This window comes from Pseudomonas sp. CCC3.1, assembly GCF_034347405.1.
Taxonomy (GTDB): Bacteria; Pseudomonadota; Gammaproteobacteria; order Pseudomonadales; family Pseudomonadaceae; genus Aquipseudomonas.
This window is the reverse complement of sequence record NZ_CP133778.1, coordinates 540,183-556,477: the sequence shown is the minus strand read 5'-3', so window position 1 is coordinate 556,477 and position 16,295 is coordinate 540,183. Positions and strand designations below refer to the sequence as shown.

Sequence of the window (16,295 nt, the reverse complement as noted above, 5' to 3'; positions counted from 1 at the left end):
TACAGGCCGACTGCTTAATTCAGAATCAGCTGACCTTGCTTATCTACGGCAATCTGGCTGCCCGGCTCGTGATCCATCCGCACTTTGCCTTCCTTGCCATCTAGCGAGTAACGCACGTCATAACCGACTACCTTGTCGCTAATGTCATTAACGGTGCTACAGCGTGTCTGCGTCGTGGTGTACGTGTCGCGATCCTGCATGCCTTCCTGAACCTTGTTACCCGCGTAACCACCACCCAGCGCGCCTGCAACCGTGGCAATTTTCTTGCCGCTGCCGCCACCGACCTGATTACCCAACAAACCGCCCGCCACCGCACCGATGACGCTACCGACTATCTGATGCTCATCCTTGACCGGCGCACGACGCGTAACCGCCACGTCTTTACAGACCTCGCGGGGCGTTTTGATCTGCTGCGTGACCGGCTGAACAGCCAGCACCTGAGCAGACTCAGGGCTTTTCACCAAGCTGTAGGTGGCAAAAGCACCCCCGGCAGTCACACCGACAGCACCCAATACCGCACCTACCAGCAAAGACTTGTTCACTTGAACCTCCAGACCATCACAGGTGGGAAGATTCCCACATCAATCCTAGCCTTGGAGCATAAAAAAAGGCGCGAGTTCAATACTCGCGCCTTTTAGGTGACCGCCAGAGATGACTAACCGTTATGGACGGTCGTCGACCTCTTTCTCACTCGCTGCAGGAGGAATCAAATCCTCTGCACTGAGCTTCAGCCAGATCAGCACCACGTTCGCGATGTAGATCGACGAGTAAGTACCCGCCAATACACCCACAAACAGAGCAATCGAGAAGCCCCACAGGTTGTCACCACCAAAGATCAACAGTGCAGCAATCGCCAGCAATGTAGAAATCGATGTCGCCATGGTGCGCAGCAGGGTTTGCGTGGTTGAGATGTTGATGTTCTCAACCAGAGTTGCCTTGCGCAGCACCCGGAAGTTCTCACGAACCCGGTCAAATACCACAATGGTGTCGTTGAGCGAGTAACCAATGATCGCCAGCACTGCCGCCAACACTGTCAGGTCGAAAGTGATCTGGAAGAACGACAACACACCCATGGTCACGACTACGTCGTGAACCAGCGACACGATTGCGCCGACCGCAAACTTCCACTGAAAGCGGAAAGCCAGGTACAGCATGATGCCGCCCAGCGCCATCAGCATGCCCAGGCCGCCCTGATCGCGCAGCTCTTCACCGACTTGCGGACCCACGAACTCAACGCGCTTGATAACCGCAGGGTTGGCAGTATCTGCCTGCCCCAACGCAGCCGCTACCTTGTTGCCCAGCAGCGGGTCATCACCCGGCATGCGCACCAGCAGGTCGGTCGTCGCACCAAAGCTCTGCACCACAGCATCGTGGAAGCCAGCAGAAACCAGCTCTGTACGCACCTTGGTCAGATCAGCCGGCTTCTCGTAGGTCAGCTCAATGAGCGTACCGCCAGTGAAGTCCAGGCCATAGTTCATGCCCTTGTGGAACATGCTGAACAAAGCCAGCACGGTAAGCAGCACAGTGACGCCGAACGCAACGTTGCGGACGCCCATGAAGTTGATTGTACGTAACATGGCAGCCCCTTAAATCCACAACTTCTTGAAGTCCCGACCGCCATAGATCAGGTTGACCATTGCGCGGGTCACCATAATGGCCGTGAACATCGAGGTAAAGATACCGAGGGACATAGTGACCGCAAAGCCTTTAACCGGCCCGGTACCCATGGCAAACAGAATCCCGCCGACCAGCAAGGTAGTCAGGTTGGAGTCGACAATCGCAGTGAATGCACGACTGAAACCTTCATTGATTGCCCGCTGCACCGTCATGCCATTGGCGATCTCTTCACGAATACGCGAGAAGATCAGCACGTTGGCGTCAACCGCCATACCCATCGTCAGAACGATACCGGCAATACCCGGCAGCGTCAGGGTCGCACCCAACACCGACATCAAGGCCAGCAGCAAGACCATGTTGCCTGCCAGTGCCACCGTCGCGATCACACCGAAGAAACGGTAGATGGCGATGATGAAAATCGACACAAACAGCATGCCCCACAGCGAAGCATCAATACCCTTGGTGATGTTGTCTGCACCCAGGCTCGGGCCAATAGTGCGCTCTTCAGCGAAGTACATCGGTGCCGCCAGACCACCGGCACGCAACAGCAGAGCCAGTTCGGAAGCTTCACCCTGACCATTCAGACCGGTGATCCGGAACTGGCTGCCCAGCGGCGACTGAATAGTCGCCAGACTGATGATTTTTTTCTCTTCCTTGAACGTCTGAGTCGGCACGTCCTTCTCAACACCGTCAACCACTTGCTTGGTGTAAGTCGTCACCGGCTTCTGCTCGATGAAGATTACCGCCATGCTGCGGCCCACGTTGCTGCGCGTCGAACGACTCATCAGCTCACCACCATGACCATCGAGCTTGATGTTCACTTGTGGACGGCCGTGCTCGTCAAAGCCCGCCTGAGCGTCAGTGACCTGGTCACCTGTGATGATCAAGCCACGCTCGATCTGCGCGGTAGGACGATTGCCCTCGCGGAACTCGAAAGTCTCGGAAGTGGCTTTCGAAGCGCCCGGCTCGGCTGCCAGACGGAACTCAAGGTTGGCCGTCTTGCCCAGAATACGCTTGGCTTCGGCGGTGTCTTGCACGCCCGGCAGTTCAACCACGATGCGATTAGCACCCTGACGCTGAACCAGAGGCTCGGCAACACCCAACTCGTTGACCCGGTTGCGGACCGTTGTCAGGTTTTGCTTGATGGAATATTCACGGATTTCCGCCAGCTTGGCCGGGGTCATCGCCAGACGCAGAACCGGCTGACCATTGAGGTCTGCTGCCGTTATGTCAAAGTCATTGAAGTTCTTGCGGATCAGGCCACGCGCTTGCTCACGGGTTGCTTCATCAGTAAAGCCCAGCTGAATAGCCCCATTGAGTTGCGGCAGACTGCGATAACGTACTTTCTCTTTACGCAGCAGGCTTTTTACATCGCCTTCGTACACTTTCATGCGTGCATCAACGGCTTTGTCCATGTCCACTTCCAACAGGAAGTGCACGCCACCGGACAAGTCCAGACCCAATTTCATTGGGTGAGCACCCAGACTGCGCAACCATTGAGGCGTGGTCTGCGCGAGGTTAAGTGCTACGACATAGTCGTCACCCAACGCTTTGCGCACGATGTCCTTGGCTGGCAACTGGTCGTCTTTCTTGGCCAGACGCAGCAAGCCGCCTTTACCGTTCTGAGCCAAAGAAGCGCCCTTGACAACGATACCGGCATCAGTCAGTGCCTTGCTCGCGCGATCCAGATCAGCTTCGGTAACCTGCAATGCCGTGCTCGCACCCGACACCTGAATGGCCGGGTCATCCGGGTACAGATTGGGAGCGGAATAAATAAAACCGATCGCCAGCACCGCCAGGATCAGTATGTATTTCCACAAAGGGTATTTGTTCAGCATCAATCACGCCGCCCGCTTAAAACGCGGGGCGCCTTGCGCGCCCCGTCGATTGTTAAAAGTTGAAACTTAGATCGCTTTCAGCGTGCCTTTAGGCAGCGTGGCTGCAACAGAGCCCTTCTGAATTTTCAGCTCGACAGTGTCAGACACTTCGATCACAACAAACGCATCAGATACTTTGGTGATCTTGCCAGCGATGCCGCCAGTGGTAACAATTTCGTCACCTTTTTGCAGGTTACCCAACAGGGCTTTCTGCTCTTTGGCACGCTTGGCTTGTGGACGCCAGATCATCAGATAGAAGATAACCAGGAAGCCGACCAGGAAAATCCATTCAAAACCGCCACCCATAGGGCCAGCAGCGGCAGGTGCAGCAGCGTCCGCGAAAGCGGAAGAGATGAAAAAGCTCATTAAGCACTCCAGTTGCAATGTTGTTTCTTAAAGGTCCGAAACTCAGTCCAAAGGCGGCACAGGCAGCCCGCGCTTGGCATAGAAGGCGTCGACAAAGGTGGCCAATGTACCCTGTTGAATAGCCTCGCGCAAACCAGCCATGAGCACCTGATAGTGCCGCAAATTGTGGATGGTATTGAGCATGCTACCCAGCATTTCGCCGCACTTGTCCAGATGATGCAGATAAGCGCGAGAGAAGTTCTGGCAGGTATAGCAATCGCAGGTCGGATCCAGCGGCGAATCATCATGGCGATGGAACGCATTGCGGATCTTCAAAACACCCGTATCGATGAACAGATGCCCATTGCGGGCATTGCGGGTTGGCATCACGCAATCGAACATGTCCACACCGCGGCGCACACCCTCGACCAGATCTTCCGGCTTGCCAACCCCCATAAGGTAACGAGGTTTGTCAGCGGGCATCATCCCCGGCAGGTAATCCAGCACCTTGATCATTTCGTGCTTGGGCTCGCCAACCGACAGACCGCCGATGGCCAAGCCGTCAAAACCGATCTTGTTCAGACCTTCGAGCGAACGCTCGCGCAGGTTCTGGTGCATGCCGCCCTGAACGATGCCGAACAAAGCTGCCGTGTTGTCGCCATGCGCATTTTTCGAGCGCTGAGCCCAGCGCAACGACAGCTCCATGGAAATACGGGCGACGTCTTCATCTGCCGGGTACGGGGTGCACTCGTCAAAAATCATTACCACGTCAGAGCCCAAGTCACGCTGAACCTGCATCGACTCTTCAGGCCCCATGAACACCTTGGCGCCGTCGACCGGAGAAGCGAATGTCACGCCCTCTTCTTTAATCTTGCGCATAGCGCCCAGGCTGAACACCTGAAAACCGCCGGAGTCGGTCAGGATCGGGCCTTGCCACTTCATGAAGTCGTGCAAGTCGCCGTGCTTCTTGATCACTTCAGTGCCAGGGCGCAACCACAGGTGAAAGGTGTTGCCCAGAATCATCTGCGCGCCGATGGCTTCAATGTCACGCGGCAACATGCCCTTGACCGTGCCATACGTGCCCACTGGCATAAAGGCTGGGGTTTCAACCACACCGCGTGGGAAGGTCAGACGACCGCGACGCGCCTTGCCATCAGTGGCCAGCAGCTCGAAGGACATACGACAGTTGCTCATGCTTGATCCTCTGGGGCCGGGGCTGGAGCCGTCGGCGCAGGATTGCGGGTGATGAACATCGCATCACCGTAACTAAAGAAGCGGTACCCATGCTCAACCGCAGCCTGATAGGCCGCCATGGTTTCGGGATAACCGGCGAACGCCGAAACCAGCATCAACAGCGTGGATTCCGGCAGATGGAAATTGGTCACCAAGGCATCGACCACATGAAACGGACGGCCCGGGAAGATAAAGATATCAGTGTCGCCACTGAACGGCTTCAGCACGCCATCGCGCGCTGCGCTCTCCAGCGAACGCACACTGGTGGTGCCCACCGCAATCACTCGCCCGCCACGCGCACGGCATGCCGCCACGGCGTCGACCACATCCTGGCCGACTTCCAGCCATTCAGTGTGCATGTGGTGATCTTCAAGACGCTCGACCCGCACCGGCTGGAACGTACCCGCGCCCACGTGCAGCGTCACAAACGCCGTTTCGACACCCTTGGCAGCAATGGCCTGCATCAGCGGCTCATCGAAATGCAGCCCGGCCGTCGGCGCAGCCACCGCGCCAAGGCGCTGGGCGTACACCGTCTGATAGCGCTCGCGGTCCGAACCTTCATCCGGGCGATCGATATAAGGCGGCAGCGGCATATGCCCGACGCGATCCAGCAGCGGCAAAACCTCCTCGGCAAAGCCCAGCTCAAATAACGCATCGTGGCGTGCCAGCATCTCGGCTTCGCCGCCGCCATCAATCAGGATTTTCGACCCTGGTTTTGGCGACTTGCTGGAGCGCACATGCGCCAGCACCCGATGACTGTCGAGCACCCGCTCAACCAGAATTTCCAGCTTGCCGCCCGACGCCTTCTGGCCGAACAAGCGAGCTGGAATCACCCGGGTATTGTTAAACACCATCAAATCGCCTGGGCGTAAATGCTCAAGCAAATCAGTAAATTGACGATGTGCCAGTGCCCCGCTCTCCCCATCCAGGGTCAGCAGGCGACTGTTACGGCGCTCCGCCAAAGGATGGCGTGCGATGAGTGAATCAGGGAGCTCGAAGGTAAAGTCAGCAACGCGCATGATAGGTTTCGTCTAGCAGGGCCGGGGAGTTTAACGGACTTAGTAAAAATAGACCAATAAGTTGTTGACCGACCTAAATGTCATCTCTATACTTCGCCGCCATTGAGCCCTGATGGCGGAATTGGTAGACGCGGCGGATTCAAAATCCGTTTTCGCAAGAAGTGGGAGTTCGAGTCTCCCTCGGGGCACCAAATAGCAGTATCTGCAAGTCTCTAACAAGACTCGCAGCACAGGAAAACCGGCCACTGAGCCGGTTTTTTTGTGCCTGAAATTTAGCTTTCTACCGCTCCTGTATCCCTGCTTGTATCCGCCAAAAATACAGAAATCCGGGATACAAGAATGCTCACGTCCACAAAAGCGATCAGCCCCCGGATACTCCCGCTTACTCCGCCTCCAACGCCACCAGCCAACGTGCTTCGGAATGCAGTAAATGCTGGCGCATGGCAGTTTGCGCTGCGATTACGTCTTTGCATTCCAACGCCCTAAGAATCGCTTGATGCTCGATGACTGCCGCGTCCCACGTGCCGTGGTTTTCTGAGTGTTCGCTCAGGTGCGAAGAGATGGGGCTGTGGCGCTCGTCGAACAGTGAGGTGATAATCCGCACCAGCGCTGAGTTACCGGTCATTTTCGCCAGTCGATGGTGAAACTTGCGGTCGTCAGCCAAGGGCGGGCGATTGGCCTGGATGCTGGCGCGCATGGCGTCGATGCACGCTTGCAGGTAGCGATAATCGCTTTTTTTGCCGTGCAGGCAGGCCAGCACGATGGCCTCGCCTTCGATGAGTGCACGCGCTTGCATCAGTTCATTGGGGCTCTCGCCGAGGGTGACGGTGGGTGCGCCCCCCTCTTTGAGTCGTGCAGCGACATACACGCCAGAACCCATCTTGATTTCAATGCTGCCTTCAATTTCCAAGGCGATCAGCGCCTCGCGCAGCGACGGGCGCGATACGCCCAGCAACTGCGTGAGATCACGTTCGGGAGGCAGGCGCGAGCCGACCTTGAAGTCACCCTGCACGATGTATTCACGCAGCCGGTCGGCAATTTTTTGATAGAGCTTGCGCTCTGAAGGAGGAGACGAGGAGACCATCGAGGCTGAGTCCAGGAAATGATGCCAAAGGCTACCACAGGGTTCGAGGTGCGCTGGCGTTACGATTTCAATCGACTCAGCAGCGCGCTTGTCACATCACCGCGCCGATTTGCCAAGGCAGAAACTCGTTATCGCCGAGCCCGTTTTCTTCGCTGCAGGTGTGGCGTCCCGAGGCGGTTGCCAGCATCAGCTGGAACAGCCGAGCGCCCGCTTCAACCACCGACTCTTCACCGTCAACAATTCCACCGGCATTGAAATCCATGTCCAGCGACATGCGCTGGAAGAGCCGGGTATTGGTGGCAATCTTCAGCGACGGCGTCGGCTTGCAGCCATAGGTCGAGCCTCGCCCGGTGGTGAAACAAATCAGGTTCGCGCCCCCGGCCACTTGCCCGGTCGCCGACACAGGGTCGTAACCGGGCGTGTCCATGAACACCAGGCCTTTTTGCTCGACCGTCTCGGCGTACTGATACACCGCCATCAGCCCCGTCGCGCCCGCTTTGGCCACAGCACCCAGGGATTTTTCAAGGATGGTGGTAATGCCACCAGCCTTATTGCCTGGGGATGGGTTGTTGTTCATGTCGCCGTCATGATCGCGCACATAGCCTTCCCACCAATGAATGCGGCTCATCAGTTTCTCGGCAATCTGCGTGGATGCCGCGCGCGCAGTCAGCAGGTGTTCGGCACCATAAATTTCCGGCGTTTCCGAAAGAATCGCGGTCCCACCATGGCGTACCACCCAATCGACAGCCGCGCCCAGCGCCGGGTTAGCGGTAATGCCCGAATAACCGTCCGAGCCACCGCATTGCAGACCGACGCACAGATGCTTGGCCGATACGCTGCTGCGCTGCTGGCTGTTGACCGGCGCGAGCATCGCCTCCACCAGACTGATGCCGCGCTGCACTGTTTCACGGGTGCCGCCAGCTTCCTGAATCACCAGGCTGGCCTTGAGCACGGCAGGACGATCGCCCAATTGCTCCATGAGCGGGGCCAATTGATTGACTTCGCACCCCAGGCCAATCACCAACACACCGGCGAAATTGGCGTGGTCGGCGTAACCGCGCAGGGTGCGTTTCAGAATCTCGATGCCATCGCCCTTGGCGCCCATGCCACAGCCGCTGCCATGGGTAATAGCGACGACACCATCGACATTGGGGTAATCGCGCAAGCGCCCGCTATCGAACGCGGCAGCGATCTGTTTGCAGGCGGTGGCCGAGCAATTGACGCTGGCAATCACTGCAATGTAGTTGCGCGTGCCGACACGGCCGTCCGCTCGCACATACCCTTCAAAACGCGCCTCGTCAGCCTGATAAACCGTGGGTTGATACACGTTGGCCAGCGAGAGCGAAGCACTGCTCGCAGGCATCTCCAGGTTGTGAACATGGACGTAGTCGCCAGGGTGCAGCGCGCCAGTCGCCTGGCCGATGACTTGCCCGTACTTGCGCACCGGTTGTCCGGGGCTGACAGCACGCAGGGCGATTTTATGCCCCGACGGTATGTCAGTCAGGGCCGTCACCCTCAGGCCATCGGCGAACAGTTCCTGACCTTTGGCGATGTCGCCGCGTGCAACCGCGACGTCATCACCTGCCGTCAGTACAAGTAAAGATGAGAGAGCAAGGTTCATGGTGGATCCTCAACAGTTCAGGTGCGCCGCTCAGTGCTGGCTTTGCAGGGCGGCCCGCAACATCGGTTGCTCAAGGCCCGGCGCAATCTGCGCAGCGAGCTCGACCAAGGGCAGCAGGCGGCGCTTTTTCTTGTCTTTATGGTTAGCGGCAATATCGGCCAGGCGGTGCTGCAAAAACGGGTTGGCAAAGCGCTCGCGCACGCTGTCGACGTAGCGCTGGGCAGCGTCAAACTGGCCAAGCGCGGCGAAGACCGGGAGCACTTCGCTGGCCCACAGTGTTTCCAGATCGGCGCGCAATGCCGGGCTGTGCATGGCCTGGTACACGGTTTCGTGTTCGGGCCGCGCATCACTGATCCAGCGCTCGGCCAGGTAGCTGTGCCCCAGATTCAGGGTAAACAGCTTGAGGCGCTCGTAATGGTCGAGGTCATCGGTCAGCACAATGGCTTCGTGGCTACAGGGCAGAATCAACCCTTCCTGGCGCTCGATGGCCCACAACGCATAGGGTTCAGCCACCGCTCCCACCGGGTCCAGCGCTTGTGAAACGATGCGATCGACCAACGAGTTAGCCCAGCGACACGTGTGCGTCAGGTAGGTCTGGAAGGCAGTTTCCAGCTCCCAACTGCGCGCCAGCTCCAGCAGCAGGTCACGCAACACATCGCCGTTGCGCGCGACCAGTTCACAAGGAAACAGCGACAACGGGGCGTGAGGGTTGTGCTGCCAGCGGTCATGCAGCAACACCAGAAGTTTGGCCACAAAACTGATCGGCGCGGGGGCATCCTCGGCAAGCAGCGCAGGCGTGTCTTGCGCGTCGAGTTGATAACCGCGATCCCCCGTATTGGAGACCACCACCTTGACCTGCTCGACAAAGCCCTGACGCAACGCTGGCCACTGCTCGGCGGCATGCAGCGCATGGCTGATCGCCGAGGCCGAGAGGTTTTGCTCGATGACCTGCCCATTGTCGAGGCCCTGAATCAGCACCCGGTACGGCATGCCGCTGGCCAGCGCCGCAGTACGCGCACTGCTGGCCGGGCTGTCAGTGCTCTGGACCACGGCAATAGTGCCCAAAGCAGCGCCGCGTTCAAGTGCTTGCGACACGAACAGGTCGACGTGAGCCTGAAGAAAACGGCTGGTGCCAAACTGCAGGATCGGCGGGAAGGATTTATCGCTCATCCGCTAGCACTCGATGATGGCTTTGACCACGCCTTGCTGCGGATCCAGCAGGGTGGGAAATGCGTTGACGACCTCGCTGAGCGAGATGCGGTGAGTGTTCAATGCCTGGTCCGGGATCAAACCATCGCGCAGGCATTGCTCCACGTAGCGGAAGTCTTCGACGGTCGCGTTGCGGCTGCCCATCAGGGTGGCTTCACGCTTATGGAACTCGGGGTCGGAAAAGGTGATGGAGTCACGCACGACCGAAATCATCACGTAGGTGCCGCCGTGGGCGATAAATTCAAAGCCGCGTTCCATGGCCCGGGCGTTGCCGGTGGCGTCGAAAACAACGTCAAAAAAGTCGCCATCGGTGAGGTCGGCCAATGCGCCTTTATCGCCATCGCCGATTTTCACTGCGGCGTGAATATCCAGGTGCTTGTGGCAAAAATCCAAGCGGTCTTGACGGGTGTCGAGCACCGTGACTTTCGCGCCACGCAGCCCGGCAAAAATGGCCGCGGCCATACCAATGGGGCCGGTTCCAACCACCAGCACGCGCTGCCCGGCCTGAAGGTTGGAGCGGCGCACCGCATGGGCTCCGATGGACAGAAACTCGATCATTGCCGCCTGATCCAGCGACACCCCCACCGCCTTGTGGATGAATTGATGAGCGACGCTCAAGTACTCGGTAAAAGCGCCATCGCAGTGCACGCCGAGTACCTGGATGCGGGTGCAGCAGTTGGTCTTGCCTTTGCTGCACGCGATGCAGGTGCCGCATGAGATATAGGGCATGACGTAGACCACGTCACCGGCGGCCAGGCCACTGCCTTCATCACTGGCTTCTACGATGCCGGAAAACTCGTGGCCCATGACCCGAGGGTACTCAAGGTAGGGCTGGTTGCCGGTGAAAATGTGCAGGTCCGTACCACACACCCCCACGCGCTTGACCCGGATCAGAGTTTCGCCTGGCTGGCGAGTGGGTATCGGGCTTTGAACAGCCGTTAGCAAGCGTGGCTCGTTACAGATCACAGTCAGCATTTTTTATTCTCCGGCAATAGCACATGGGCTACGGGCTTTGGGCAAGACGAGGCTGGGGTGGATAGCGGTGGGATCGGCAGCAAAGGGAGATCAAGACAAGGCATCCGGATCTCCTTTTATTGTGTGCAGGCTTGAGTGCCGCAGGGATGATCACGGCTCGAAAACTACACGCAGCCAAAAATATTGGCAAGACCAATTTATAAAAAACACTAATTGGACTTACCAAATAAAAACCAGACACGCGTCAGCCACAAAAACACGCGATGCGCTTAAAACAGGATCGTTTAGCCGCCGCTGTTGGGAAAACGCCAGGAACGCTACAATCGCCCGCCCCTTAAAGCACCACAAGGAACCCGCAGCATGGAACTCCCGCTGGAGACAGTCGCTCTTTTCTCTCTCAAGCTCGCCTACGAATCAGACGGCCAAAGTCCGATTCTGCGCGACGATCTGGTGATGGGGGATTACCAGCGCGATGTGTTTGCCTTGCTGGTGCGCAAGGGTGATCTCGACACCATCCAGTGCAAAATGGACGAATGCCTCGAATTGGCCATGGACGCTATTGGCGGTGCAGACACGCCCATGGGGCGCGAGCTGCACAGGTTGTCGCTGGGGGTCAAACACGCTCAAAACCTTGAGCAACTGCACGCGCCGCTGTTGAACCTCAAGGATTACTTGAAAGACATTCAGTGATCACTGGCCTTGGCCTTGCTCTTGAAAGGTTTCGATGTAAGCCAGCAGGTTTTCGATTTTCTCCGGGTCGCTGATGCCCCAGAAAATCATTCGCGTGCCACTCACGACTTTTTTCGGAGCTTCGATGTAGGCGGCCAGGTTTTCGCGCGTCCACACCACTCCTGAATTTTTCATGGCATCAGAGAACTGATAGCCAGGAACTGTCCCGGCCAACTGGCCAATCACGCCGTTCAATTGCGGGCCAAACCCGTTACGGGCGTTCTCTCCTATGCTGTGACAGCCGCCACAAGTCTTGGTGAATAACTTGCCGCCCGCTTCTGCATCGCCCGCCGCAGACGCCCAAGCACTGAACAGTGCGGCATTGAGGATCAGCAAGAAAGTCAGTAAGGCTCGGTGCTTCATAGGCGACTCCACATCAGGTCGGGGTGTTCAGGCAGGCGCCAATATAGCTCAGCGGTAAAACCCATCACGAGACCCAGATCATTTGATTCGCTCAGCAGTGATTGCAGTAGCCATCAAATCGCCGCTACACTTGAGAACGATTCGCACTAACATCTGGAAAGCCGACCGGTGCAACCTCCTTCGACTCGCAAACTGGGCTTTTTTTTCAGCGACCACCACCGTTGGTTGCTGCAGCATATTCGTCGCCGTGTACGCAATCATGCGGATGCCGAGGACACGGCAGCCGACACGTTTTGCCAAATGCTGGCCGCACGGGTCGACCCTGACACCATCGAGCAGCCGCGCGCCTATTTGTCGACGATTGCCAGACGTTTGATTTTCGACCGGCACCGGCGCAGCAAGCTGGAGAATGCCTATCTGGAGCGCCTGACCTTGCTCCCCGAAGCCGTGGCGCCCTCCCCTGAAGAACAACTGCAATTGATCGAAGCGCTGGTCGCCATCGACCGGGCCATTGATGGCTTGCCGCTGATCGTCAAGGCCACCTTCTTGTACAGCCAACTGGACGGCCTGAGTTACGTAGCAATTGCGCACAAATTGGGGCTGTCGGAACGCACAGTCAGCCGCTACATGAAACAAGCCTTGCGCCAGTGCTACCTGAGCGAGGCATCACGATGAGCAAGTTGCGCCTGGACCCCATCAGCGAACAGAGCATTGACTGGATGGTGAAGCTGCGCGCGGGCACGCCAGACTCTGCACTGCAAGAGCGATTCAACGCCTGGCTAGCCTCGGATCCGGCCCATGTGCAGGCCTGGGACACCTTGCAACAACGCCTCGGCGGCTCGTTCAATACGGTTCGGGCGCTGGACCGGCGTGTACCTGGGCAGGCGGGCGAAGTGCGCCAAGTGCTGTTGCAACCACACACCACTCGGCGCGACGCATTGCGTGCAATCACCGGCCTGAGCCTGCTCGGCGGTGGTTTGTGGCTGGGGGCCAGCAGCCCGCTGGGTGATTCGCTGCTGGCAGACCTGTCTACCGGCCGCGCTCAGCGCGATGACTTTAACCTGGCCGATGGCAGCCGCCTGAGCTTGAACGCCGACAGCGCGGTAGACCTGCATTTCAATGAGCACCAACGGCTGGTGATTTTGCGCCGTGGCGAGTTGGTGATTCAGGTGGCGCCCGACCCGCGCCGCCCGCTGCGGGTTCGCACCGAGCAAGGTGAAGTGCGCGCCCTTGGCACACGCTTTTTGGTTGCCCAAGAAGCCGACGCCAGTCGTGTGGTGGTGCTTGAGCACTCAGTCGAAACCCGGCTGTTCAACGGCATGACACTGAACCTGCAAGAAGGTCAGTCAGCCCTGTTATACCGCCAGCGGATTGTGCCGCAGACCGGCGACCAGCAGTACCGCGCCGACTGGATGAGCGGCCGGCTTAACGTGCTGGACGACTCCCTGGCGCAGGTGGTCGACGCCTTGCGTCCCTACACCCGAGGATTTGTCCGTGTGGCGCCTGAGGTTCGCGGCTTGCGCGTACAAGGCGTATACCCGCTCAATGACCCCGACCGGGCCTTCAATGCACTGGCGGAAACACTGCCGATCCGCGTGGATCGCTACAGCCCGTGGCTGACCTTGATACGCCCGGCCTAAGCCACCCAGAAAAGTTTTTTTTGATAATTGATCGCATCGGTGTCCGTTTTTTATTTCTCAGCCCACCTAACTCCTGAGACGTCCAAACGATCAGGAGAATGCTGTGCTCAACCCGTGGCCCCACACCCGTTATGTCGCTGTTGCCCTCGCCACCCTGGCCAGTTCAGGCGGGGTGCACGCGCAAGCCCTTAGCTTCAATCTGCCCGCCGGTCCTCTGGCCGGCACCCTCAATGCCATCGCCAGCCAAAGCGGACACATTGTTTCGCTGGAGCCTGCGCTGGTGCAGGGTAAACAGGCACCTGCGGTGCTCGGGCAGATGACTGCGGAGCAAGCCATGGAAGCCGCATTGCGCGGCAGCGGGCTGCAACTGCGCATCACTGGCCAGGGCAACTTCAGCGTCGAGCCAGCGCCGCAAAACGCGGAGGCGCTGCAACTGGGTGTCACTAACATCACCGAGCGCAGCCCTGACGCCACCACCGAGGGTTCGGGTTCTTACACGGCGCGGGCGGTAACCATCGGCAAAGGTTCGCACAGCCTCAAAGAGACCCCGCAATCGGTCACTGTCATCACCCGCAAAATGCTCGACGACCAAAACCTCAACACCATCGAACAGGTGATGGAGAAAACCCCGGGCATCACCGTTTACGACTCGCCCATGGGCGGCAAGTATTTCTACTCCCGTGGCTTTCGCATGACCGGCCAATACCAGTACGACGGCGTGCCCTTGGACATTGGCAGCAGCTACGTGCAGGCCGACAGTTTCAATAGCGACATGGCGATCTACGACCGGGTCGAAGTGTTGCGCGGCGCTGCCGGCATGATGAAAGGCGCAGGCGGCACAGCAGGCGGCGTGAACTTTGTACGAAAGCGCGGCGAATACACCCCGCATACCCAACTGTCGCTGTCTGCGGGAACATGGGACAACTACCGCGGACAGGTCGACACCGGCGGCCCGCTGAATGACTCCGGCACCGTTCGCGGGCGTGCCGTGGTGACCGAACAGACGCGCCAGTACTTCTATGACGTGGCCGCGCGCAAGGACCAAATCTACTACGGCGCACTGGATGTTGACCTCAGCCCCGAAACCACGCTGGGCGTGGGCCTGGCCTATGAAGACGTCGACGCTACGCCATGCTGGGGCGGCCTGCCGCGTTATGCCGATGGCAGCGACCTGAAACTCAAGCGTTCCACCTGCCTGAACCCGACGTGGAATAACCAGCGCAGCAAGCGGACCACCTGGTTCGGCGACCTCACGCATCAACTCAATGACGACTGGGCCCTGAAAGTCGCCGGGGTGTACTCCAAAAATACCCAAGACATGGAATACGCCTTTCCCAGCGGCTCAGTGCCCGTTGGTGCCACCCAGTCCAGCATCCTGGTGCTCGGCAGCACCTACGATTACGACCAGGTCGACTATGGTTTCGATGCTTACCTCGACGGCACGTTTGACGCGTTTGGCCAACAACACGAACTGACGGTGGGCGCCAATGCCAGCCGCTCCAAAAAAGACGACTTTTACGCCGTGGCCGTTCTGCCTGATCGCCAGAATGTACTGGACCCCAACCATCACCTGCCGCAGCCCGATGAGAGCTACTACCTGGCCAATGCCTCGCGCGGCGGGCCGGTGGACATGCGCATCAAACAATACGGAGCCTACTCCATCGCCCGCCTCAAACTGGCCGACCCGCTGACCGTGGTCTTGGGCAGCCGCGTGAGTTGGTATTCATCCCAGACTGACTCCGTGTCGTACTGGCGCGGCGAAGGCACCCCCGTGCATTCCGAAGCCAAGGAAACCGGGCAAGTCACCCCATTTGCCGCCGTGTTGTTCGACCTCAACGACAACCTGACCACCTACGCCAGCTACACCGACATTTTCACCCCGCAGGGTGGCTACAGAACCATCACCGGCGCCACACTCAAGCCGCTGATCGGGCAGAGCTATGAACTGGGCATCAAGGGCGAGTGGTTCAACGGCCGCCTGAACAGCGCCTTCAACCTGTTCCGCACGATTCAGAAAGACGCCGCTCAAGATAACCCGCTGTGCCCCGACAGCAGTTGCTCACAAAACTCAGGCAAGGTGCGCGCGCAAGGTTTCGAGGCCGAAGTCAGCGGCGAAGTCATCGACCGCCTGCAAGTGCTGGCGGGCTACACCTACACCCAGTCCAAAGTCCTGGAAGACGCCGACACGGCTCAAGATGGCGTTGCCTACAACTCCTACGTGCCCCGCCACCTACTTCGGGTGTGGGCCGACTACGCGCTTGGCGGCGCATTCGATCGTGTCACCGTGGGTGCCGGGGTCAATGCCCAAAGCAGCAACTACCGCGTCTCGCCCATCAGCGGCAACGACATCAGCCAATCGGGTTATGCGATTTGGAATGGCCGCGTGGGCTATCGCATCGACGACACCTGGTCGGTGGCGCTGAACGGCAACAACCTGTTCGACAAACGCTACTACGCCACTGTCGGCACTGAAGGTTTCGGCAACTTCTATGGCGAGCCACGCAACGTGGTGATGTCGCTGAAGGCCGACTTCTGAGGCCATAAATGCAGCGAGAAACCTGTGGGAGTCTGGCTTGCCAGCGA

Annotated in this window: 15 protein-coding genes and 1 tRNA gene; 5 read left to right on the top strand and 11 right to left on the bottom strand. The window is 58.6% G+C overall.

The features are described 5' to 3' along the window. Positions 1–14: 14 nt before the first annotated feature. The 6 genes from RHM56_RS02555 to queA form a co-directional block, all read right to left on the bottom strand. The gene (locus RHM56_RS02555; RefSeq protein ID WP_322238242.1) at positions 15–542 is read right to left on the bottom strand and encodes a glycine zipper 2TM domain-containing protein; all 528 of its coding nucleotides are present in this window, start codon (positions 540–542) and stop codon (positions 15–17) included. Between the two features lie 120 nt (positions 543–662). Next, entirely contained in the window at positions 663–1,577 is a 915-nt protein-coding gene (gene secF, locus RHM56_RS02550; protein WP_322238239.1) for a protein translocase subunit SecF, read from the bottom strand. Between the two features lie 9 nt (positions 1,578–1,586). Beyond that, positions 1,587–3,455, bottom strand: coding sequence for a protein translocase subunit SecD (gene secD, locus RHM56_RS02545; protein ID WP_322238236.1), 1,869 nt, complete (start codon positions 3,453–3,455; stop codon positions 1,587–1,589). Between the two features lie 66 nt (positions 3,456–3,521). Beyond that, on the bottom strand, positions 3,522–3,860 hold the full coding sequence (gene yajC, locus RHM56_RS02540) for a preprotein translocase subunit YajC (protein WP_019408654.1): 339 nt from the start codon (positions 3,858–3,860) through the stop codon (positions 3,522–3,524). A gap of 42 nt (positions 3,861–3,902) precedes the next feature. Beyond that, a complete protein-coding gene (tgt, locus tag RHM56_RS02535) occupies positions 3,903–5,018 on the bottom strand; it encodes a tRNA guanosine(34) transglycosylase Tgt (protein ID WP_019408653.1) in 1,116 nt (371 codons plus the stop codon). 11 nt (positions 5,019–5,029) lie between these two features. After that, the gene (gene queA / locus RHM56_RS02530) at positions 5,030–6,091 is read right to left on the bottom strand and encodes a tRNA preQ1(34) S-adenosylmethionine ribosyltransferase-isomerase QueA (RefSeq protein ID WP_019408652.1); all 1,062 of its coding nucleotides are present in this window, start codon (positions 6,089–6,091) and stop codon (positions 5,030–5,032) included. 106 nt (positions 6,092–6,197) lie between these two features. Between queA and RHM56_RS02525 the strand changes: the two genes are divergently transcribed. Next, positions 6,198–6,282, top strand: a tRNA-Leu gene (locus RHM56_RS02525). Positions 6,283–6,473: 191 nt separating this feature from the next. Here the strand turns inward: RHM56_RS02525 and RHM56_RS02520 are convergent. The 4 genes from RHM56_RS02520 to RHM56_RS02505 form a co-directional block, all read right to left on the bottom strand. After that, the gene (locus RHM56_RS02520) at positions 6,474–7,175 is read right to left on the bottom strand and encodes a FadR/GntR family transcriptional regulator (protein WP_322238233.1); all 702 of its coding nucleotides are present in this window, start codon (positions 7,173–7,175) and stop codon (positions 6,474–6,476) included. Positions 7,176–7,266: 91 nt separating this feature from the next. Then, a complete protein-coding gene (locus tag RHM56_RS02515) occupies positions 7,267–8,796 on the bottom strand; it encodes an altronate dehydratase family protein (protein WP_322238231.1) in 1,530 nt (509 codons plus the stop codon). A 30-nt stretch (positions 8,797–8,826) separates the two neighbouring features. Further along, positions 8,827–9,966: a mannitol dehydrogenase family protein gene (locus tag RHM56_RS02510; protein ID WP_322238229.1), complete on the bottom strand. Its 1,140-nt coding sequence runs from the start codon at positions 9,964–9,966 to the stop codon at positions 8,827–8,829. A gap of 3 nt (positions 9,967–9,969) precedes the next feature. After that, a complete protein-coding gene (locus tag RHM56_RS02505; RefSeq protein ID WP_322238227.1) occupies positions 9,970–10,980 on the bottom strand; it encodes a zinc-binding alcohol dehydrogenase family protein in 1,011 nt (336 codons plus the stop codon). Between the two features lie 360 nt (positions 10,981–11,340). On the opposite strand from RHM56_RS02505, the gene RHM56_RS02500 reads away from it, so the two are divergent. Then, a complete protein-coding gene (locus RHM56_RS02500) occupies positions 11,341–11,670 on the top strand; it encodes a hypothetical protein (protein WP_322238225.1) in 330 nt (109 codons plus the stop codon). Here RHM56_RS02500 and RHM56_RS02495 read toward each other — a convergent pair whose 3' ends face one another. Then, a complete protein-coding gene (locus tag RHM56_RS02495; protein ID WP_322238222.1) occupies positions 11,671–12,072 on the bottom strand; it encodes a cytochrome c family protein in 402 nt (133 codons plus the stop codon). A gap of 168 nt (positions 12,073–12,240) precedes the next feature. On the opposite strand from RHM56_RS02495, the gene RHM56_RS02490 reads away from it, so the two are divergent. The 3 genes from RHM56_RS02490 (at position 12,241) to RHM56_RS02480 (ending at position 16,248) form a co-directional block, all read left to right on the top strand. Next, positions 12,241–12,747, top strand: a complete 507-nt coding sequence (locus RHM56_RS02490; RefSeq protein ID WP_322238219.1) for a sigma-70 family RNA polymerase sigma factor — start codon at positions 12,241–12,243, stop codon at positions 12,745–12,747. Beyond that, positions 12,744–13,712, top strand: coding sequence for a FecR domain-containing protein (locus RHM56_RS02485; RefSeq protein WP_322238216.1), 969 nt, complete (start codon positions 12,744–12,746; stop codon positions 13,710–13,712). Before RHM56_RS02490 ends, RHM56_RS02485 begins: the two co-directional genes overlap by 4 nt. 103 nt (positions 13,713–13,815) lie before the next feature. After that, on the top strand, positions 13,816–16,248 hold the full coding sequence (locus RHM56_RS02480; protein ID WP_322238214.1) for a TonB-dependent siderophore receptor: 2,433 nt from the start codon (positions 13,816–13,818) through the stop codon (positions 16,246–16,248). Positions 16,249–16,295 lie beyond the last annotated feature (47 nt).

What these genes read in the sequence shown, in the direction of transcription:
- RHM56_RS02485 (WP_322238216.1), top strand. Translation starts at nt 12,744, where the DNA reads ATGAGCAAGTTGCGCCTGGACCCCATCAGCGAACAGAGCATTGACTGG.
- secD (WP_322238236.1), bottom strand. Translation starts at nt 3,455, where the DNA reads ATGCTGAACAAATACCCTTTGTGGAAATACATACTGATCCTGGCGGTG.
- RHM56_RS02495 (WP_322238222.1), bottom strand. Translation starts at nt 12,072, where the DNA reads ATGAAGCACCGAGCCTTACTGACTTTCTTGCTGATCCTCAATGCCGCA.
- RHM56_RS02505 (WP_322238227.1), bottom strand. Translation starts at nt 10,980, where the DNA reads ATGCTGACTGTGATCTGTAACGAGCCACGCTTGCTAACGGCTGTTCAA.
- RHM56_RS02515 (WP_322238231.1), bottom strand. Translation starts at nt 8,796, where the DNA reads ATGAACCTTGCTCTCTCATCTTTACTTGTACTGACGGCAGGTGATGAC.
- yajC (WP_019408654.1), bottom strand. Translation starts at nt 3,860, where the DNA reads ATGAGCTTTTTCATCTCTTCCGCTTTCGCGGACGCTGCTGCACCTGCC.
- RHM56_RS02510 (WP_322238229.1), bottom strand. Translation starts at nt 9,966, where the DNA reads ATGAGCGATAAATCCTTCCCGCCGATCCTGCAGTTTGGCACCAGCCGT.
- secF (WP_322238239.1), bottom strand. Translation starts at nt 1,577, where the DNA reads ATGTTACGTACAATCAACTTCATGGGCGTCCGCAACGTTGCGTTCGGC.
- RHM56_RS02500 (WP_322238225.1), top strand. Translation starts at nt 11,341, where the DNA reads ATGGAACTCCCGCTGGAGACAGTCGCTCTTTTCTCTCTCAAGCTCGCC.
- RHM56_RS02520 (WP_322238233.1), bottom strand. Translation starts at nt 7,175, where the DNA reads ATGGTCTCCTCGTCTCCTCCTTCAGAGCGCAAGCTCTATCAAAAAATT.
- tgt (WP_019408653.1), bottom strand. Translation starts at nt 5,018, where the DNA reads ATGTCCTTCGAGCTGCTGGCCACTGATGGCAAGGCGCGTCGCGGTCGT.
- queA (WP_019408652.1), bottom strand. Translation starts at nt 6,091, where the DNA reads ATGCGCGTTGCTGACTTTACCTTCGAGCTCCCTGATTCACTCATCGCA.